The organism is Brachybacterium halotolerans (assembly GCF_016623465.1).
GTDB lineage: Bacteria > Actinomycetota > Actinomycetes > Actinomycetales > Dermabacteraceae > Brachybacterium > Brachybacterium halotolerans.
The window spans coordinates 1-19,984 of sequence record NZ_JAEDAJ010000011.1 but is presented as its reverse complement, the minus strand read 5'-3'; the positions used below and the strand labels follow the sequence as shown (position 1 = coordinate 19,984).

At 71.8% G+C, this 19,984-nt stretch carries 18 protein-coding genes; 9 read left to right on the top strand and 9 right to left on the bottom strand.

Going from position 1 to position 19,984, the window contains the following annotated elements:
• Positions 1–101 precede the first annotated feature (101 nt).
• The 5 genes from I8D64_RS14445 (at position 102) to I8D64_RS14425 (ending at position 5,399) form a co-directional block, all read left to right on the top strand.
• On the top strand, positions 102–1,277 hold the full coding sequence (locus tag I8D64_RS14445; RefSeq protein WP_200503501.1) for a Gfo/Idh/MocA family protein: 1,176 nt from the start codon (positions 102–104) through the stop codon (positions 1,275–1,277).
• A 110-nt stretch (positions 1,278–1,387) separates the two neighbouring features.
• Positions 1,388–2,479 (top strand): Gfo/Idh/MocA family protein, encoded by a 1,092-nt coding sequence (locus I8D64_RS14440; protein WP_200503500.1) that lies wholly within the window; start codon positions 1,388–1,390, stop codon positions 2,477–2,479.
• Between the two features lie 403 nt (positions 2,480–2,882).
• The gene (locus I8D64_RS14435) at positions 2,883–3,914 is read left to right on the top strand and encodes a fumarylacetoacetate hydrolase family protein (RefSeq protein WP_200503499.1); all 1,032 of its coding nucleotides are present in this window, start codon (positions 2,883–2,885) and stop codon (positions 3,912–3,914) included.
• Positions 3,911–4,672 carry an SDR family NAD(P)-dependent oxidoreductase gene (locus I8D64_RS14430; RefSeq protein ID WP_200503498.1) on the top strand — a complete coding sequence of 254 codons (762 nt, stop codon included), beginning with the start codon at positions 3,911–3,913 and terminating at the stop codon, positions 4,670–4,672. Before I8D64_RS14435 ends, I8D64_RS14430 begins: the two co-directional genes overlap by 4 nt.
• 1 nt (position 4,673) lies before the next feature.
• A complete protein-coding gene (locus I8D64_RS14425; RefSeq protein ID WP_200503497.1) occupies positions 4,674–5,399 on the top strand; it encodes a FadR/GntR family transcriptional regulator in 726 nt (241 codons plus the stop codon).
• Between the two features lie 4 nt (positions 5,400–5,403).
• Here I8D64_RS14425 and I8D64_RS14420 read toward each other — a convergent pair whose 3' ends face one another.
• From I8D64_RS14420 to I8D64_RS14390, 7 genes are all read right to left on the bottom strand, one after another.
• Positions 5,404–6,330, bottom strand: a complete 927-nt coding sequence (locus tag I8D64_RS14420; RefSeq protein ID WP_200503496.1) for an amidohydrolase family protein — start codon at positions 6,328–6,330, stop codon at positions 5,404–5,406.
• Positions 6,323–7,312 carry an aldo/keto reductase gene (locus tag I8D64_RS14415; protein ID WP_200503495.1) on the bottom strand — a complete coding sequence of 330 codons (990 nt, stop codon included), beginning with the start codon at positions 7,310–7,312 and terminating at the stop codon, positions 6,323–6,325. Before I8D64_RS14415 ends, I8D64_RS14420 begins: the two co-directional genes overlap by 8 nt.
• Complete coding sequence (locus tag I8D64_RS14410) at positions 7,309–8,619, bottom strand: enolase C-terminal domain-like protein (RefSeq protein ID WP_343068591.1); 1,311 nt, start codon at positions 8,617–8,619, stop codon at positions 7,309–7,311. Before I8D64_RS14410 ends, I8D64_RS14415 begins: the two co-directional genes overlap by 4 nt.
• 47 nt (positions 8,620–8,666) lie before the next feature.
• Positions 8,667–10,061 (bottom strand): alpha-L-fucosidase, encoded by a 1,395-nt coding sequence (locus I8D64_RS14405; protein ID WP_200503494.1) that lies wholly within the window; start codon positions 10,059–10,061, stop codon positions 8,667–8,669.
• Between the two features lie 84 nt (positions 10,062–10,145).
• Complete coding sequence (locus tag I8D64_RS14400) at positions 10,146–11,018, bottom strand: carbohydrate ABC transporter permease (protein WP_200503493.1); 873 nt, start codon at positions 11,016–11,018, stop codon at positions 10,146–10,148.
• Positions 11,008–11,955, bottom strand: a complete 948-nt coding sequence (locus I8D64_RS14395) for a carbohydrate ABC transporter permease (protein WP_246483073.1) — start codon at positions 11,953–11,955, stop codon at positions 11,008–11,010. Before I8D64_RS14395 ends, I8D64_RS14400 begins: the two co-directional genes overlap by 11 nt.
• On the bottom strand, positions 11,952–13,259 hold the full coding sequence (locus tag I8D64_RS14390) for an extracellular solute-binding protein (RefSeq protein WP_200503492.1): 1,308 nt from the start codon (positions 13,257–13,259) through the stop codon (positions 11,952–11,954). The genes I8D64_RS14395 and I8D64_RS14390 overlap by 4 nt, the downstream gene beginning before the upstream one ends.
• Before the next feature lie 324 nt (positions 13,260–13,583).
• Here I8D64_RS14390 and I8D64_RS14385 point away from each other — a divergent pair, with 324 nt between their 5' ends.
• The 3 genes from I8D64_RS14385 to I8D64_RS14375 all read left to right on the top strand — a co-directional run bounded on the left by I8D64_RS14385 (position 13,584) and on the right by I8D64_RS14375 (position 17,218).
• Positions 13,584–15,143, top strand: coding sequence for a sulfatase family protein (locus I8D64_RS14385; RefSeq protein WP_200503491.1), 1,560 nt, complete (start codon positions 13,584–13,586; stop codon positions 15,141–15,143).
• Between the two features lie 161 nt (positions 15,144–15,304).
• Positions 15,305–15,787, top strand: coding sequence for a MarR family transcriptional regulator (locus I8D64_RS14380; protein ID WP_200503490.1), 483 nt, complete (start codon positions 15,305–15,307; stop codon positions 15,785–15,787).
• Positions 15,788–15,904: 117 nt separating this feature from the next.
• Complete coding sequence (locus I8D64_RS14375; RefSeq protein WP_200503489.1) at positions 15,905–17,218, top strand: MFS transporter; 1,314 nt, start codon at positions 15,905–15,907, stop codon at positions 17,216–17,218.
• A 315-nt stretch (positions 17,219–17,533) separates the two neighbouring features.
• Here the strand turns inward: I8D64_RS14375 and I8D64_RS14370 are convergent, their stop codons facing one another.
• Both I8D64_RS14370 and I8D64_RS17870 read right to left on the bottom strand, forming a co-directional pair.
• A complete protein-coding gene (locus I8D64_RS14370) occupies positions 17,534–18,499 on the bottom strand; it encodes a hypothetical protein (protein ID WP_200503488.1) in 966 nt (321 codons plus the stop codon).
• 286 nt (positions 18,500–18,785) lie between these two features.
• A complete protein-coding gene (locus I8D64_RS17870) occupies positions 18,786–19,166 on the bottom strand; it encodes a hypothetical protein (protein WP_200503487.1) in 381 nt (126 codons plus the stop codon).
• A 204-nt stretch (positions 19,167–19,370) separates the two neighbouring features.
• Here I8D64_RS17870 and I8D64_RS17865 point away from each other — a divergent pair, with 204 nt between their 5' ends.
• The gene (locus I8D64_RS17865) at positions 19,371–19,928 is read left to right on the top strand and encodes a helix-turn-helix transcriptional regulator (protein WP_200503486.1); all 558 of its coding nucleotides are present in this window, start codon (positions 19,371–19,373) and stop codon (positions 19,926–19,928) included.
• The last annotated feature ends 56 nt before the right edge of the window (positions 19,929–19,984 follow it).

Here is a 19,984-nt window from a genome sequence, read left to right as displayed (position 1 = left end):
CGCCCCGCGCGAGGCAACCCGTGGCATCCTCCCGCGTCGCACGGCGTGACGCGGGACACTGGCAGGCACGTCCGTCCACCTCCGGAAGGCACATCCCCGACATGTTCTCCGTCGGCATCATCGGCACCGGCGCCATCTCCGACGCCCACATCAACGCCTACCTCGAGCTCGCTGAGGAGTTCCCCGACCTGCGCATCGTCGCCCTGGCGGATCTGGACCTCGCGGGGCCGACGGCCAAGCGCGAGGCCTTCGGGCTCGAGGACGCCCGCGTCTACGACGACGTCGCGGCGATGCTCGAGGCCGAGGACCTGGGCCTGGTCTCCGTCACCACTCCCCCGTCGGCCCATGCGCCGCTGGCGATCCAGGTGCTCGAGGCCGGCGTGCACGCCGTGGTCGAGAAGCCCATGGCCACCTCCCTCGAGGAGTGCGACGCGATGCTCGCCGCACAGCACGCGAGTGGGAAGATCCTCTCCACAATCGCGCAGAACCGCTTCCGCGACGAGATGGCACGGCTGAAGGCGGTGCTGGACTCCGGGAAGATCGGCCCGCTCTCGCACGCACGGATCGCCTCTGAGTGGTGGCGCGGGCACTCCTACTACGACCTGTGGTGGCGCGGCACGTGGGCCTCCGAGGGCGGCGGTCCGACGCTGAACCACGCCATCCACCACATCGACATCGCCCTCTGGCTGCTGGGTCGTCCGCTCGCCGTGAGCGCGATGATGACCAACGCCCAGCACGACAACGCCGAGGTCGAGGATCTGTCGATCGCGATCCTGCAGTACGAGCGGAGCCTCGCCGAGCTCACCAGCTCCGTGGTCCACCACGGCCAGAAGCAGGAGATCTCGCTGCAGGGTGCGCGCGCCCGCGTCTCCCAGCCCTGGGAGCCCGCGGCCGAGGTCGCCCGCCCCAACGGCTTCCCCGAGCAGGGCGGCGATGCTGAGACAGTCGCCGAGCTCGAGGAGTTCGCGGCCTCGCTCTCACCGCTGCCCCGGACCGGGCATCCCGCGCAGCTGGCCGACGTCGTGGCCGCCGTGCGCGAGGGCCGCGAGCCGCTCGTGACCGGGCAGGACGGACGCAACGCCGTCGAGCTCGTGACCGCGATCTACGAGTCCGCGATCGAGCGGCGCGTCGTCGACCTGCCCATCAGCCCGGAGGACCCGTACTACCGCTCGGGCACCCTCGTGGAGCGCGCCCCGCACTTCCACGAGAAGACCGGGTCGGTCGCCACCCAGGACGGGTACATGCCCGTCGGCCTCCCCGACGCCGCACAGGCCTGACCGGCCGCTGCGCACCAGCGGACCCTCGCTGCCCGCCCTGGTCGCCTCGCCCGTCGTCCTCACCTGACACACCCACAGCCGTCCGCTTCCTCGAAAGGAACCCACGCATCATGGCCGTCTCCGAAGGCGCGAACTACGCGCCCGCTCCCATGCCCCAGCCCGTCGTCTCCTCCGGCGAGTTCACGTTCGCCGCGATGCACCTGGACCACGGCCACATCACCGGCATGTGCGAGGGCCTGATCGGCGCCGGCGGCACCCTGAAATGGGTCTACGACACCCAGCCCGAACGCGCCGCCGCCTTCGCCGAGCACTTCGAGGGCGTCCAGCTCGCCGAGTCCGAGGAGCAGATCCTCGAGGACCCCGAGGTGCTCCTCGTCGCCGCCGCCGCGGTCCCCGCCGACCGCGCCGATCTCGGCATCCGCGTCATGGACGCGGGCAAGGACTACTTCACCGACAAGACCCCGCTGACCACCTTCGACCAGCTCGAGCGCGCCCGCGCCGCCGTCGAGCGCAGCGGCAGGAAGTACGCCTGCTACTTCTCCGAGCGCATCCACGTCGAGGCCGCCGTCCTGGCCGGACAGCTCATCGACCGCGGTGCCATCGGCCGGGTCATCCAGGTCCTGGGCATGGGTCCCCACCGCCTCGGCGACCCCGACTCCCGCCCCGACTGGTTCTACGAGCGCGCCCGCTACGGCGGCATCCTCACCGACATCGGCTCCCACAACTTCGAGCAGATGCTCACCTTCACGGGCTCCGAGAACGCCGAGATCCTCTCCTCCTCCATCGGCAACTTCGACCACGCCGATCACCTGGAGCTCGACGACTTCGGCGACGCCCACGTCGCCCTGTCCTCCGGCGCCTCCGGCTACGTGCGCGTGGACTGGTTCACCCCCGACGGGCTGCGCACCTGGGGCGACGGCCGCACCTTCATCCTCGGCACCGAGGGCTACATCGAGCTGCGCAAGTACGTCGACGTCACCACCGACAACGGCCCCGGCCAGGTCCTCCTGGTCGACGGCGAGGGCGAGCACCGCATCGAGGCCACCGGACAGGTCGGCTACCCCTTCTTCGGCGACCTCATCCTCGACGTCCTGCACCGCACCGAGAACGCCATGACCCAGGAGCACGTCTTCACCTCCGTCGAGCTCGCGCTCAAGGCCCAGGACCAGGCCCGGGTCTTGAAGGAAGCGCCCGGCGCCTGAGCTCGCGCGGGACGTCGCAACCCCGGGGTCTGCTCCCAGAACCCGGACCTCGCGCGCCTCACGCCCTCGGGGTCTCCGGCCGCCCCCGGGGCCCCCCCGGGGGGGGGGGGGGGGGGGGGGCGCCCGGGGGGGGGGGGGCGCCCCCCCCCCCGCGCGGGGGAGGGACCGCCCCGCGGCCCCCGGGGGGGGGGGGGGGGGGGGCCCCGCGCCCCACCCCCCCGCCCCCCCACCTCCTGCTACGCGTAGTGCACACCCGCCCGGGAGACCCCGTCTGGGAGACGATGCGGACGCGTCCGGGACGCACCGCACCACGGTCGTCTCGCCCTGACTCCTCCCGCTCCAAACATCCGATGTCTGGGGTAGCCTGCGAGGACATCACCGCCCACGCGAAGGGGAGTCCGCCGTGAAGTTCTCTGCCCATGGTCCTGCCGGCGCCGAGCGCCCGGCCGTCCTGCACGACGGCACGTCCTATGACCTGACACCTCTCACGGGCGAAGCCACCGCGATCACGCGAGGATTCCTCGAGGACGGCGGCATCGAGCGCACCCGCCGCGCGATCGCGGACGGCGCCCTGCCCGCGCTGGAGCCCGCCGCGCTGCCGACCCAGGACGACGCGTCGTCCCGGGCCGCGGACCTGGCCGGCGCGACCGGCACGAGCGACACCGTCGGCACGGCCGGCACCTCCGCCGCCCCGGCCGGTCACGCACGCTTCGGCGCTCCGCTCGTGCCCGGCAAGATCCTGTGCATCGGACTGAACTACCGCGACCATGCGGCGGAGACGGACGCCGAGATCCCCGCCGAGCCGATCCTGTTCATGAAGGCGCCGGACACCGTCGTCGGCCCCCATGACGACGTGCTGATCCCGCGCGACTCCGTGAAGACCGACTGGGAGGTCGAGCTGGGCGTCGTCATCGGCCGCACGCTGCGCAGTGCGGCCTCGCCCGAGGAGGCGCTCGCCGCCGTCGCCGGGTACACGATCAGCAACGACGTCTCCGAGCGCGAGTTCCAGATCGAGCGCGGCGGCACCTGGGACAAGGGCAAGAACTGCGAGACCTTCAACCCGATGGGCCCGTACCTCGTCACGGCCGACGAGATCCCCGACGTCCAGGACCTCTCCCTCACCCTCTCCGTGAACGGCGAAGTCCGCCAGGACGGCACCACGGCCGACCAGATCTTCGGCGTCGGGGAGGTCCTCGCCTACCTCTCGCGCTTCATGACCCTGTACCCCGGCGACCTCGTGAACACCGGGACGCCCGCGGGCGTCGCGATGGGACTGCCCGGCCAGCCGTACCTGCGCGACGGCGATGTCGTCGAGCTCGCCATCGAGGGCCTGGGCAGCCAGCGCCAGACCTTCCGCGACACGCCCGCCCCCACCGCGCCTGCCACGGCGTCCGACGCAGCGTCCACCACCACCGAGAAGGAGACCGGCCGATGACCCCCGCGAACCCCTATGAGGGCCTGAAGGTCCTGGTCACCGGTGGCTGCTCGGGAATCGGCCGGGCGACGTCGGCCCGCTTCCTGGGGCTCGGCGCGCGCGTCGCCGTCCTCGATCTCTCGCCGACGGGTGCGCCCGAGGGCGCGACCGTCCACGTGGTCGACCTGGGCGACAGAGCGGCGACGGGCACCGCGGTCGACGCCGCCGCCGAGTCCCTGGGCGGGATCGACGTGGTCGTGAACAACGCGGGCGTGAGCGCCGTGGGCGACGTGACCGCGAACGACGACGAGCAGTGGGCGCGCGTGCTCAGCGTGAACGTCACCGCGATGGCTCGCGTGACCGCTGCCGCGCTCCCCCATCTGCGCCGCTCCGCGCACGCAGCGATCGTCAACATGTCCTCGATCGCCGCGACCGCGGGCCTCCAGGAGCGGGTGCTCTACTCCGCGACCAAGGGCGCCGTGCAGGCGATGACGTTCGCGATGGCCACCGACCACGTGCGCGAGGGCATCCGCGTGAACTGCGTGAACCCGGGGACCGTCGCGACCGAGTTCGTGGATCGCATGGTCCAGAACTTCCCCGATCCCGTGGCCGAGAGGGCGGCGCTCGACGCCCGTCAGCCGACGGGCCGCATGGTCACCCCGCAGGAGGTCGCCGAGTCCGTGGTCTTCCTCGCGAGCCCGCTGAACTCCTCGACCACGGGCACCTCGCTCGCGGTCGACGGGGGCATGAGCGGACTGCGCACCCGGCCGGTGGACTGACATGGCATCGGCAGTCAGCGACAAGGCGATCTCCGCCATCAAGCAGATGGTGGTCGACGGGCAGCTCATGCCCGGCGACCGCCTGCCCACCGAGAAGGAGCTCGCCGAGACGATCGGCGTCTCCCGCAACTCCCTGCGCGAGGCCGTGAAGGCGCTCTCGGTGATCCGCGTGCTGGACGTCCGCCAGGGCGACGGCACGTACGTCACCGCGCTCGAGCCCGAGCAGCTGCTGGAGTCCCTCTCCTTCGTGCTGGACCTGCACCAGGACTCCTCGCACCTCGAGATCCTCGAGCTGCGGCGGCTCATGGAGCCCATCGCGGTCGAGCAGGCCGCCCCGCACCTGACCGACGAGGACTTCGCCCGGCTCGACGAGATGCTCGCCCAGCTGAACGCGGACTCGGGCATCGAGGCGCTGGTGGCCTCCGACATCGCCTTCCACCGGCTCATCAACCACCGCTGCCCGAACGCGTACCTGAGCACGCTGCTCGATTCGCTCGCGAGCTCGACCTCGCGGGCGCGCGTGTGGCGCGGGCTCACGGACTCCGAGGCCGTCGAGCGGACGCTCGCCGAGCACTCGCGGATCCTCGAGGCGCTGCGCGCAGGTCGGGCCGACCTCGCCCGCGCCTACGCGACCTCCCACGTCGCGGGCGTCGAGTCCTGGCTGATCCGGCAGGGGATGCCCGAGGACGCGGCGGCCGAGGGGACGGACCCGGCGACGGGGGCGTGACCGGCTACCCGGTCGCCCCGGCCCGCGTGTAGACCCGCTCCGCGGTCCCCTGCAGCACCTCACGAAGCGCCTCGTCGTCTCCGGCGAGCTGCTCGCGCACGTGGGCGAGCAGCGGGCAGAAGCCGTCGAGGGTGAAGGCCGACGGGGCGATCGGCCAGTCGGAGCCGACCATCAGCCGCGAGGGCCCGAACAGCTCGAGCGCCGAGGCCACGGCCGGGGCGTATGCGCCGTTCCCGCTGGTCGCAAGGCCGGAGAGCTTCGCGACGGTGCGCGGTGCGGCGGCGATCCGCTCGAGCGCCGCCCTCCAGAACGCCATCTGCTCGCCGTCGCCGAGCGGCGGCTTGCCGAGGTGGTCGAGCACCAGGGTGAGCTCGGGGTGCGCCGCGGCGAGGCGGACCACCTGCTCCATGTGACGGGGGAAGGCGTCGGGCACGTCGAGCGGGAGGCCGGCGGCGGCCAGGAGCTCGAGCGAGCGGCCGACGGCGGGGCGCTCGAGGAATCCCCGATCCGGCTCGTCGTGGACGAGGTGCCGCACGCCGACCAGGTGGTCGGCGACGGCGGGGTCGGCGAGCGCGTCTGCGGCCGCGTCGGGGTCCTCGAGCGGCAGCCAGCCGACGACGTCGGCCGTGAAGCGCGGGGTCGCTGCCGAGATCCCCGTGCCCTCCGCCTCGATCGCGCGGGCGGTGCGCTGGAGGTGGGCGGTGTCCTCGGGGGCGTCGTCGGCCTGGACCAGGATCACGCGGGTGACGCCGAGCGCTGCCAGCCCGTCGCGCACCATCGACCACTCGCCCGTGCGGCGCAGCGCCTCGGGCGCCCCCGCGAGCCAGGCGTAGGAGCTCCGCTGCAGGTCCCAGAGGTGCAGGTGAGCATCGGTGACCGCCATGCGGGCGCCCACGTCATCGGTGACCGCAGGAACGACGGAATCACGCATCACGCGCCCCGGCGGTCTGCTCCGTCCATTCCGCCTCGAGCGCGGCGACCGCCTCCCACGCCGCCTCCGGCACGTGCTGCCGCATCCGCTCGACGTTCGAGACCACCTGCCCCGCGGTCCGCATGCCCAGCACCACCGAGGCGATCGCCGGGTGGCGCAGCGGGTACTGGACGGCCAGATCGGGCAGGGTGATGCCGTGGTCCTCGGCGAGCGCGGCGAGGGCGCGGGCATGCGCGAGGATCTCGGCCGGTGCGGCGGCGTACTCGTAGGTGGCGTCGTCGGGGACGACGGGCTGGGAGAGCAGGCCGGAGTTGAAGACGCTCACGGCGACCACCTGCACGTCGTGCTCCCGGCACGCCTCGAGCAGCTCGCGCGCGGCGTCCTGCTCGAGGAGCGTGAACCGGCCCGAGAGCATGACGAGGTCGACCAGTCCGGTGCGCACGGCCCGTGTGCACACGGCGGCGTCCTTCGAGCCGACGCCGACCGCGTCCACGAGGCCCTCCTCGCGCATGCGGGCCAGCGCCGGCAGGCCCTCCGCGAAGGCCTGCTCCGTCGGTCCCTCCTCCGGGTCGTGGGCGTACAGGATGTCCACGCGATCCAGGCCCAGGCGCTCGAGCGACGCCTGGTGGGAGGCGCGCACGCCGGCCTCGGAGAAGTCCCAGCGGCGCACGTGGTCGTCCGGGACCCAGAAGGCGTTCGCGTGGTCATCGCCCGTGCCGGGGCCGGGGTCGAGCAGGCGGCCCACCTTCGTGGAGACCAGGTACTCCTCGCGCGGGAGGCCCCGGAGCCGCTCGCCGAGGCGGCGCTCGCTGGTGCCGATCCCGTAGTGCGGGGCGGTGTCGAAGTACCGGATCCCCTGCTCCCAGGCGGCGGCGACCGCGCCGTCGGCCTCCTCGTCGGTGGTGACCCGGTAGAGGTTGCCGAGCTGGGCGGCGCCGAAGCCGAGACGCGGCAGCGGGAGGCGCAGGCCGGCCGCGCTCATGCGGGCTCTCCCGACCACACGACGCCGCCGGGGAACTCGTGGTCCCGGACCGAAGCCTCGAGCATGCGCGCTCCGCCGCCGGGCTCCTCGGGCGCGCGGTAGGCGCCGCGCTCGACGCGCACCGGCACCTCGAAGTGCTCGTGCAGGTGGTCGACGAACTCGATGCGGCGCCGGGGGTCCTCGCCCCCGATCGCGACGGCATCGAAGAACGCGAGGTGCTGCACCATCTCGCACAGGCCCACGCCGCCCGCATGGGGGCAGACCGGCACGCCGAACTTCGCGGCGAGCAGCAGGTTCGCGACGTTCTCACCGATCCCCGCGACGCGGGTCGCGTCGAGCTGGAGTACGTCGATCGCGCCAGCCTGCAGCAGCTGCTTGAACACGATCCGGTTCGCGCCCTGCTCGCCGGTCGCGACCTGGAGCGGGCCCACGCCCCGGCGGATCGCGGCGTGGGCGAGGACGTCCCCGGGGAACGTCGGCTCCTCGATCCAGTAGGGGTCGTGAGGCGCGAGCCGGTTCAGCCACTCGATCGCCTCGGCGACGTCCCAGCGCTGGTTCGCGTCCACCGCGATCGGGAAGCCCTCCCCCATCTCGGCGCGCGCGAGGGCGAGGCGGCGCACGTCGTCATCGACGTCGGCCCCGACCTTGAGCTTGACCATCTCGAAGCCGTCGTCCCGCGCCTCCCGCAGCAGGCGGCGCAGCTTCTCGTCGCTGTAGCCGAGCCAGCCCGGGGTCGTCGTGTAGGCGGGGACGCCGTGCGCGCGCACCGCGGCGATGCGCTCCTCGCGGCCCTCGGCCCCGTGCTGCAGGATTTCCCGGGCCTCCTCGCGGGTGAGGGCGTCGGTGAGATACCGGAAGTCGACGAGGTCGAGGATCTCCTCGGGGTCGAGCATCGCGAGGGTCAGCCACAGCGGCCGTCCCTCGCGGCGCGCGCGCAGGTCCCACAGCGCGTTGACCACGGCGCCGATCGCCATCGCCATCACGCCCGTCTCCGGGCCGAGCCACCGCAGCTGCGAGTCGCCGTCGAGCTCCTTCTGCATCCCGCCGAGGTCGGCGAGCACCTCCTCGACGTCCCTCCCGATCACGTGCGGCTCGAGGGCCCTGATCGCCGCGCTCTGCACGTCGTTGCCACGGCCGATGGTGAACACGAGGCTCGTCCCGGCATCGGCGGGATCCTCGGTGTCCGTGCAGATCGTGAGGTACGCGGCCGAGTAGTCGGGATCGGGGTTCATCGCGTCCGAGCCGTCGAGGTCGCGGCTCGTGGGGAAGCGGACGTCGCGGACGTCGAAGGGGACGAAGGTGCTCACCGGTGGTTGTCCTCGGTTCGGTCGGCGGGTCGGTGGGTAGGGCGGGGTCAGGCGGAGGGCGCGCTGATCGCGACGGGCGGTGCGTCCTCGCCCGCGAGGCGCACGCGCACGCCGCCCTCGGTCCAGTCGGCCGCGGGCAGCGCGCTCGCGGGGACATCGATCTCCCCGGCGGGCCCGCTGAGGAAGACATGCACGGTGCCGTCCTTCTCCACGGCGCGCGCCCAGGTCGTCCCGGGGATCTCGAGCTCGCCGAGGCCCGTGGAGCCGGCCAGGTGCGCCTTGTGCTCGGCCATGAACTCGCCGAGGCCCTCGAGGACGGCGACCTGGGGCTCGGGCAGGGTGCCGTCGGCCTTCGGGCCGACGTTGAGGAGCACGCGCCCGCCCTTGGAGACGGCGTCGACGACGTGGCGGACCGCCTGGGCGACGGTGAGGTACTGCTCGGTGCCCTCGACCTGGTTGTAGCCGAACGACAGACCGATGCCGCGGCAGTTCTCCCAGGCCTCGCCCTCGGGGATCTCCCCGGCCTGATACTCGGTGGTCACGAAATCGTGGTGGGCGCCGGAGAAACGGTCGTTGATCAGGCCCTCCGGTCGCTGCGCGTAGAAGTGCTCGAGCAGCTCGCCGAGCCCGCCGGGGCCGAAGTGGTGGTTCTCCTCGGGCCAGCCGATGTCGTTCCAGAAGACGTCGGGCGCGTAGCGGTCGATGAGGTCGCGCACGTGGGCGGAGCAGTACGTGCCGTACTCGTCGTCCCGGGGATGGGGCATGCGCTCGGCGGCGCCCTCGAGGCCGATGGGGTCCGTCGGCCGCACGTGCCAGTCCAGGCCGCCGGAGTAGTAGACGCCGAAGCGCAGGCCGGCGCCCGTGGTGGCCTCGGCGAGCTCGCCGACGATGTCGCGGCGGGGTCCGCGGGCGACCGTGTTGCGGTCCCCTGTGCCGGGGGCATCCCACAGGGTGATGCCGTCGTGGTGCTTGGTGGTGGGCACGACGTAGTCGGCGCCCGCCCGGCGGAACAGGTCCGCCCAGGCGCGGGCGTCGAACGCCGAGGCGTCCCAGGCGTCCAGGAAGTCGTCGTAGGGCGCCCCGCCGAACACCTGCTGCTGGTGCTGCTGAGCGGGCGAGCCGTCGAGCCGGATCGTGTTGAAGTACCACTCGGCGTAGGGGTTGTGGGAGAACCACTCGTGGTCGTTGTCGAAGGTGCCGAGCTCGCCGATCGGCTCCGCCCAGGCAGGGACGGCGTACGCGCCCCAGTGGATGAAGATGCCCAGCGGGGCGTCGCGGTACCAGTCGGGGTGGCGGGTGGGGAGGTCGGCCCAGCGCTGGGTGTCGTCCGCGGTCGTGGTGGGGGCGTTGTCGGAGCCGGACGCCCCGGGGGCGGAGTGCGCGGGGGCGGAGTCCCCGCGCGAAGGGGTGTCGCCGGCGGAGGTCTCGGGGGCTGTGCTCATGCTGCTGTCGGTGTCGGCGGCCATGGGTTCATCGTCTCCTCGGATGCAGGTGGTGCGGGGTCGGTCGGGAAGATCGGCGAAGAGTCAGCGGCCTCCGAAGCCGCCCATGCTCACCCCCTGCTGCAGCTGCTTCTGGAGCAGCACGACGATCAGCAGGCTGGGCAGGACGACCAGGGTGACGGCCGCCATCAGCGGCCCCCAGTCGGTGCCGCGCTCACCGGAGAACATCTGCAGGCCGATGGGCACCGTCGCCATCCAGGAGTCGTTGACGATGATCAGCGGCCACAGGAAGCTCGCCCAGTACTCGATGAACGCGAAGACGAAGACCACGGAGATCGGGGCGCGCAGCAGCGGGACGATGATGCTGACCAGGGTGCGCAGCCGTCCTGCCCCGTCGATCGTCGCGGCCTCCTCGTAGTCGGCGGGGAGGCTGAGCAGGAACTGGCGGATCAGGAAGGTGCCGAAGGCCCCGAAGGCGAAGGGGAGGATCAGCGCGGGGTAGGAGTTCACCAGGCCCAGCTCCTGCATCATCAGGTACAGCGGGATGATCAGCACCTCCTGCGGCAGCACCATCGTCGCCAGGAACGCGCCGAACAGGGTCGCGCGTCCACGGAAGGCGAAGCGCGTGAACGCATAGGCGCTGAGCACGGAGACCGTCACCGTGATCGCAGCCCCCACGAGGGCGATGAGGAAGCTGTTGACGAGGATCCGCGCGAAGGGGATGGCCGTCCACGCGGTCAGGTAGTTCGACCACTCCAAGCGGGAGCCCAGCGGGCTGGTGCCGGTCGCGAAGACCTCGTCGGTCGGCTTCAGCGACGTCGCGAGCATCCAGAGGAATGGGAAGGCGAAGGCCAGTCCCACCACGCAGATCAGGATGCGGGAGATCAGGCGGCCCGGGCGGATGCCCCTGCGGCGCGGGGCCGGGGCGGCGCGCCGGGCTGTCACGTCAGCTGTCATAGGAGACCCACCTCTTCTGCTGGCTGAACTGGACGGCGGTGATGAGCATGACGATCACGAAGAGCGCCCAGGCGAGCGCGGAGGCGTAGCCGAGGCGATCGAACGAGAAGCCGTTACGGTAGAGGTGGAGCACGAGCGTGTTGGTCGCGTTGCCCGGCCCGCCCTCGGTGAGGGCGTAGGGCTGGGCGAAGACCTTGAACGCGCCGATCACGGTCATGATCGTGCAGAAGAAGATCGTGGGCGAGAGCATCGGGAAGACCACTCGGACGAAGCGGTTCACGGGACCGGCGCCGTCGATCCGAGAGGCTTCGAGGACGGTGGGGCTGATGCCGGAGATCCCCGCCCCGAGGACGATGATGTTGTAGCCCATCCCCTGCCACAGGGACATCATCACCAGCGAGATCATCGCCCATCCCGCGGTGTTCAGCCACTGCGGACCGGTGATCCCGAGATGTGCGAGCAGGGCGTTGACCACGCCGTCGTCGTCGAGCAGGAGACGGAAGACCAGCGCGTTGCCGATCATCGGCGTCACCACGGGGATGAAGAACAGGACCCGGAAGAACGCCGCCCAGCGTCCGCCGAGGTTCATCAGCCAGTAGCTGAGCCCCAGGGCGACGGCGAGGTTCACGGCCGTGTAGAGCACCGCGAAGATCAGGGTGTTCAGCAGGCTGCGCCAGAACGCCGGGTCCCCGGCGAGCATGTACCGGTAGTTCTCCAGCCCGACGAAGCGGGGCGACCCCAGCAGCGGCCAGTCGAACACACTGATGACCAGCGAGGCCGCGAGGGGCACGACGATGAAGACGGCGAACCCGAGCATGCCTGGGCCGAGGTAGAGGACGGCGGGCCAGCGCGCCGGGCGGCCTCGGCCCGTGCGCTGCGGGCGGCGCGCGGGCGCGGCGGGGGCCGACGCGGGCGCGTGGTCGAGAGCTGCGGTCATCGTGCGGTCGCCTCCTGGATCTCGCCGAGGATCTGCTGCGCCGTCCGGCGCCCCCGGAAGCCGTCGGTCGCGTACTGGGCGAAGACCGAGACGATCTCGTTCCAGTTCGACGTGGTGACCAGCGGCTGCCCCGAGTCCGCGAGCGCGGTCACGGCGCGGACGCTGTCCTCGGGCTTCCCCTCCGCCCAGCGGTCCCGCTCCTGCGCGAGCGAAGGGAACGTGCCGCGCGCGTGGGCCACACTGCCGATGACGTTCGGGGTCGTGATGGCCGCGAGCGTCCGGAACGCCGCGGCGGGGTCGTCTGCCTCGGCTGCGATCCCGAAGCCCGACCCCTGGATCAGCCCGCGTGCATCGCCGCTGCGCGAGGGGATGACGCCGACGCCGAGGTCGTCGCCGAGGGCGTCGGCGTACACCTGGTACATCCACGGCCCGTCGACGTACATCGCGGCGGTGCCGCCCATGAGCTCCTGCTGAGCGGCCGGTTCGGAGTCCACGGCCGACGGGGCCGTCGCGACGCCGTGCTCGGTGACGAGGTCGAATCCGAACTGCATGCCCTCGACGATCGCGGGGTCGGTGAGCGTGAGACCGCCGTCGGCGACGGGGGCTCCGCCGTCGGCGAAGCCGATCGCCATGCCCAGGTGCACGAGGCCCGCGGAGATCGCGAGGCCGTGGACGTCGCCGGAGGTCAGCGCCTTCGCATCATCGAGGAAGTGGTCCGTCGTGTAGTCGAGACCGGGCAGCTCGAGACCCGCGGCCTCGAACAGGGAGCGGTTGAAGTAGAGGACCATCGGCTCGGCGTCGTACGGGACGGCGCGGATCGTGCCGTCGACCGTCATGGCGGTCATCATCGCCTCGTTGAAGGCGCCCAGGTCGACGCCCGCGTCCTGCGCGAGACCATCGAGCGGAGCGAGCAGGGGGCCGATCTCCTGCGTCCTGGCCGCCTGCGTGGTCAGCAGCGCAGGCGCGTCCTTCGCCGTCATCCGCGTCTTCGCCTTGGTCCAGAAGTCCTCGAAGCTGGGACCCTCGAGGGTGAGGGCGAATCCGGGATCCTCCTGCTTCGCGGCCCCGATGAACGCCTCCCACTGCTCGCGGTCGCTCGCGCTCGAGATCCAGGTGTACAGCCGCGTGCTGGGGTCCCCGGTGGGCCCGCCGCAGGCCGTCAGCGCACCGGAGGCGCCGAGCAGCCCCACGCCTGCGCCCGCGAGCAGCGCTCGGCGTGAGAGGAGTGCGGCCCTGTCCATCATCGGCATGTCCCACCTCTGGTCCCGAAGGTCGTCGTCGACCTTCTCGATCGTTGCGGACACCGAGCCGTCGACGCCTGCGCCTCAAGACATCGGATGTCTTCGCAACGGCACCACTCTTGAGGAAAACATGGGATGAGTCAAGAGCTGTCCGAGATGCCCTGCGTCCATCCGCGTTTTCGCATCGACGCGTCCGCATGTCAGCGGCTCGCCTCGACTCAGCTCTCCCATGGGTCTCGGACGCTCGCCCATAGGTCCTCGGATGTATCGCGGGTCGGGCGGTGCATCGACCGCTGTGCCGCACCGCGGATCGCGATAGCGTGCCCGCATGGCAGCACGGCGGCTGCAGGCACTCCGGTCGCCGATCGACGACCCACGAGGAGCCCCATGTCCAGCCCCAGCCATGCGTCGCCCGCAGCACACGGCGCCCCGTCTCCCCGACCCCGCCCGAACATCGTCTTCGTCATGTCCGACGACCACGCGGCGCACGCGATCTCCGCCTACGGCAGCCGCGTGAACTCCACCCCGCACATGGACCGTCTCGCGAGGGAGGGCGCGCGACTGGACGCCATGTACTGCACGAACTCGATCTGCACGCCGTCGCGCGCGTCGATCCTCACCGGTACCTACAGCCACATCAACGGCGCCGCGACGCTCTACACCGAGTTCGACCATCGCGTGCCCACGGTCTCGGAGGCGCTGCAGAGCGCCGGCTACGCGACAGCGCTGTTCGGCAAGTGGCACCTGGGCGACTCGCCGTCGGCCCTGCCGCGCGGCTTCGACGCCTGGCGGATCCTCCCCGGCCAGGGCGAGTACTGGGACCCGCGGCTGCTCACGCCCGACGGCGAGGAGCAGCACGAGGGCTACGTGACCGATCTGCTCACGGACATGGCCCTCGACTGGATCGACGAGGAGCGCGCACAGCGCCCGTTGGCCCCCTTCTGCCTGATGCTCCATCACAAGGCACCGCACCGGCCGTGGATCCCGCACCCCCGGCATGCCGAGCTCCACCCCGTGGGCAGCATCCCCGAGCCCGACACGCTCCTCGAGGACCTCTCGACCCGCTCGCAGGCGGTGCAGGGAGCGCGCATGTCGATCGCCGACGACCTCACCCGCACCGACGTCAAGGAGGACATGCCCGCCGAGCTGCGCGCCGACGACCGGCGCGAGGACCGCGCCCGCTGGAACTACCAGCGCTACCTGCGCGACTACCTGCAGACCGTCCAGGCGGTCGACGACAGCGTGGGCCGGGTGCTCGACCACCTCGATCAGCTCGGCATCGCCGAGGACACCCTGGTCGTCTACACCTCGGACCAGGGCTTCTTCCTGGGCGACCACGGCCTGTTCGACAAGCGCCTGATGTACGACGAGTCCCTGCAGATGCCCATGCTCGTGCGCTGGCCCGCCGAGGTCCCGGCGGGCTCGCGCGTGACCTCGATGCTGCGCAACGTCGACATCGCCGCGACCCTCCTCGATGTCGCCGGGGTCGATCCCGAGCAGGCGATGCCCGGCCAGCAGGGGCGCAGCTTCCGCCCGCTGCTGCGCGGCGAGGAGATCGAGGACTGGCCGCGCGCCGTCTACTACCGCTACTGGGAGCACGACGACCCCGCCCACCATGCCCCGGCGCACTACGGGATCCGCACCGAGGACTTCGCGTACATCGACTACTACGGCGCGGGCCTCGGTGCACCGGGCGCCTCGGATCGCATCTTCGAGCGCGAGTACGAGCTCTATGACCTGCGCACCGATCCCCGGGAGCTCCGCAACGTGGCCGGCGATCCCGCCTACGCGGGGATCCGGGCGGATCTCGCCGCGCAGCTCGCGCAGATGCAGGCCGAGGTCGGCGACCACCCCTACACGGGGCCGGGCAGCTGGCGTCCCGACTGGAACCACGGCACCGCCTCGGCGCGCGACGCGGACGCGGAGACCCGGTCGACGGGCGACTGAGCCGGGCGCCCGCCCAGCCACCCTGCGGAGCGCGACCGATCGTCCACGGAGCACGGCCGGCCATCCACGGGGCGCGGCCGATCGTCCACCGGGCGCGACCGATCGTCCCGTGCGCCACAGCATGTTGCGATAGTTCGCATTCCTAACTACATTGGGGCAACGTGCCCACCGATGATTTCCCCCAGGACCTGACGCTCGCCTGCAGCCGCTTCGTGCGGCTCGCCGCGCGCCGCGCGGACGTCGGCGTCTCCTCCGTCTCCTGGCGGGTGGTGAGCACGATCGAGCAGCGGGGACCGCTGCGGCTCAGCGAGATCGCCGAGCGCGAGAGGGTCACCCGCCCCACGGCGACCACCGTGGCGAAGCGGCTCGAGGAGGAGGGCCTGGTCTTCCGGACCCCCGATCCCGCCGACTCGCGCTCGGTCCTCGTCGACATCACCCCCGCCGGCCGCGAGAAGCTCGCCGACTGGCGCGGCCGCATGAATCACGGCGTCGGCCCCATCCTCGACGAGCTCGGGGACGACGACCGGCGCACCCTCGCGCAGGCCGCCGAGATCCTGGCGCGGATCGTGGAGACCCACGACTCCGCACCTCCCGCGGCCGACCCCTCGCCTCCCGCGGCAGACTCCGCACCTCCCGGCACCTGACCCGTCGGCGGCGCCGCGCCCCGACCCGGCGGCGTCTCCCGCACCCGACCCGGCGGAGCCGCCCGCGCCCCGCTCCCCCGAACCCGCCCCATCGATCATGAGAAGGTCACCGATCGCATGACAGCCCCTTCCGCCACGGACCCGCACACCGCGGGCTCCGCGCCCACCCCCGCATCGAACGCCGCACCGACCCTGCGCGACGCCTTCCACCAGCCCAAGGCCGTGTGGGCGATCGCCTTCGCCGCGACGGTGTCCTTCATGGGCATCGGTCTGGTGGACCCGATCCTCCCCGCGATCAGCTCCCAGCTCGACGCCTCCCCCACGCAGGCGATGCTGCTGTTCACCAGCTACCTGTTCATCACCGCGATCGCCATGTTCTTCACGAGCTGGTTCAGCTCGAAGGTCGGCGTGCGCACCACCCTGCTGATCGGCCTCGCGCTCGTGGTCGTCTTCGCGGCGCTCGCCGGCGCGTCCGGCTCGGTCAGCGAGATCATCGGCCTGCGCGCCGGCTGGGGACTGGGCAACGCCCTGTTCATCTCCACCGCGCTCGCGGCGATCGTGGGCGCGACCGCCGGCCCGTCGGGCGGCGCGATCATCCTGTACGAGACCGCGCTGGGCATCGGCATGGCGCTCGGCCCGCTGCTGGGCGGCCTCCTGGGCAGCGTCTCCTGGCGCGCCCCGTTCTTCGGCACCGCGGCGCTCATGGCCATCGGCTTCATCGCCATCACCGCCCTGCTGAAGAAGGAGGCCAAGCCGGTCCACGTCTCGCCCCTCGCCTCCCTGCGGGCGCTGGGCAACCCGGCCCTGCGCACCCTCGCGCTCGTCGCGATCTTCTACAACTTCACGTTCTTCGTGATGCTCGCCTACTCCCCGTTCCCGCTCGAGGCCGCCGCCGCGGCCCAGGGCAAGGAGTTCGGCGCCATGCAGATCGGCGGCGTCTTCTTCGGCTGGGGCGTATGCCTCGCGATCACCTCGGTGTTCGTCGCCCCGATCCTCACCCGCAAGCTGGGCCTCATCCCCACGCTGCTGACCATCGAGGGCCTGCTGGCCGTGCTCATGCTGGGCCTCGCCCTCGCGCACGGCTCCATGATCGGCATCATCGTGCTGATCATCGTGGGCGGCCTGCTGCTGGGCGTCATGAACACGGCACTCACCGAGACCGTCATGGAGGCCACGGACCTGCCGCGCGGCGTGGCCAGCTCCGCCTACTCGGGCGTGCGCTTCCTGGGCGGCGCGATCGCCCCGGCCGTCGCCGGCCCGCTCTCCGAGGCCGTCGGCGCCGCCGCCCCGTACATCCTGGGCGCGATCACCGTGGCGCTGAGCATGCTGATGCTCGTCATCGGCCGACGCCACCTCTCCCACGTCGGTCAGCAGCACCACCTGACCAGCGAGCAGGAGGCCGAGGCCATCACCGCCGGCGACGAGGTGTGACCCTCCGCCCGCTCCTTCGGCCTAATCGGCCCCATCGGCCGTGAGAAGTACGAAACGGTTGCCAAGATCGAAAGAGGGACACCGTTAGAAAGTATAAAGAGTAGTGAAGGGGCGGTGGCACCCCCCCCCGGCCCCTCGGCCCAAAACGCCCCAAGGGCCCGTGAGAAGTACGAAACGGTTGCCAAGATCGATCTGGGCAACCGTTTCGTACTTCTCACGAGTCTTCTCGGTACGCCGGGACACTCAGGAGGCCCCGCTACCTGCATGCAGCGCGGATGGAATCGAAGGTGCGCAGCAGCGAGCCGCCGGGTGACGTCAGCCTCTCCAGCCGTGTCGGAGCAGGGCATCGGACACTCTGCTGACCGCCCGGTTGCCAGCACGGCGGAGGTCCGCGGCGACAGTGCGCACTTCGATCCAGCCGTGACGGAGCCGGGCCTCGGTCCGGGCGATGTCACGCTCCTGCTGTTCACGGGTCAGGTGCGACGGCCCCTCGTGCTCGGCGCAGACACGGAACTCCGGCCAGGAGAGGTCCGGCTCGCCCAGGTCCACCGTGCCCTCGACGATCGCGATGTTGAGCTGCGGCTCCGGAAGGCCCGCGCGCTCCAGATGCAGGCGCAGCATGGTCTCGGCCGGAGAGTCGCTGCCCACGCGCGCCTGGTCCAACGCCGCCCGCAGCGCTTCGTTGCCGCGCCGCCCCGGACGGCTCGCAACGGATCCCTGAAGCTCGTCGAGGCTCGCGTAGGGGCGCCGGCGCCCTTCGAAGCGGAACCTGGGATGGCGGAGGAGGTGGTCGGCGACGGATGTCAGCTCGTCGCGATCGAGGAGGGTCGAGAGGTCTCCCAACGTGCGGACCCGCGACGTCAGTCGGACGCCTCCCGTCTCCATCACCTCGTGCGCACCGAGCGCTCCGAGCTGGTGCCATCGCACGTAGGGTGCGTGGCGGCGTCGCGTCCTCGCGGCGAGGTCGAGCAGCCCCGTCTCGCGAGCAAGGTGGCGGAACGGAAGGGGCATCCCGAGCAGTTCCGCCGCGGTCGGACCGCAGATGACGGCGTCGGGCGCGTCGCTGCAGAATGCACGGGCGAGATCGGAGACCGTGACGTCCTCACCCGTGCGCGCGTAGACGCCGCGGGATAGCCGACGCACGTCCGGGGCCCTGAGTCGCTGCGCGCCGATGCCGAGAGCGCGGGCTTCGGCCACCGTGAACGCGGTGGCGAGGCTCTGCGGCAGGGATGACCGGCGCGGGGGCATGGCGAACAGGATGCCCGCGGGCGCGCCGCGCACCGGAAGTTATCCACAGCGCCGGTCCTCCACACTGCTGGGACCAGGGAGCCGGCGGGTTCCCAGCACCGAGCAGCGGGCACAGTCTCGTGAGAAGTACGAAACCGTTGCCATCAGCGCTGATGGCAACGGTTTCGTACTTCTCACGGGATGACCCGAGCGGGCAGCCGGGCGCATCACGCGCTCGCGCGATGCGGACCGGTTCGCGGCGTCGCGCAGCTCACTCTTGCGCTCGCTCGTGTTAGCGATATATCGTGATGCTGTCACGACATGAACGACCGTAAGGAGATCACTCATGCGACGCCATCACGATCATCACGACGAGCATCAGGAACTCGACCCGCGCGCTCTGCGCCGGGCACTCATGCGACGCGGCGGCCAGCGCCGGCGCGCCGAGGAAGGAGGGGCCATGTACCCCGACGGCATGGGCTTCGGCCCTCGCGAGCAGCGCGGCGGTCCCCGGGCGGGCCGCGGCCCGGGCGATCACCCGGGCCATCCCGGACCCCCGGAGCACCCCGAGCGTCCGGAGCGTCCCGGACACGCTGAGCACCACGGCTTCGACCAGCACGGTCGAGGTCACGCCCATCCGGGCGCCGACGGCCGCGAGTTCGACGCGCGCGGCTTCGACGGCTCCGAGTTCGAGGGCCGCGGTCCCGGATTCGGCGGACACGGCTTCGGAGGACGCGGTGGACGCGGCTTCGGCGGTCCGGCCGGTCCCGGCGGACGCGGCTTCGGCGGACCGGGTGCCCCCGGGTTCGGCGGACGCGGTCCCGGGGGCCCCGGCTTCGAGGATGCCGACGGCTCGGGCCGCGGCTTCGGGCCGCGCGGCGGACGCGGTCGTGGCCGTGGACGCGGACGTCGGCCCCGCGGTGACGTGCGCACGGCCGTCCTGCTGCTGCTGAGCGAGGAGCCGATGCACGGCTACCAGCTCATGCAGACCATCGACGAGCGCACGGGCGGGACGTGGTCCGTCAGCCCGGGCGCGATCTACCCGACGCTCTCCCAGCTCGAGGACGAGGGCTTCGTCGAGATGTCGAAGGAGGGCGGGCGCAAGCTCGCCACCCTCACCGACTCCGGCAAGACCCATGTTGAGGAGAACCAGGCGTCCTGGTCGGACCCCTTCGCGGGCGAGGACGACTCCTTCGCGCAGGGTGCGCTAGATCTGCGCAGCTCGCTGCGGGACCTCACGGGCGCCGTCCGCGAGGCCACCCGTTCGGGCGAGTCCCAGCACATGAGCCAGGTCGCCGAGGTCCTCACCGATTCCAAGCGCTCGATCTACCGGATCCTCGCTGGCGATGTCCCGGCCGCTGCGAGCGGTGCGGACGGCACCGGGGCGGAGAGCGACGAGTCGGACCCGTCGTCCCCGTCGGACGCGTCCGACACGTCGTCCCCGTCGGAGCAGTCGGAGCAGTCCGGCGAGCAGACCGCCTGACGTCCTGACGCGCTCCGCGCGCACGGAAGCGGGCGCCGCCCCCCCCCGGGGGGGGG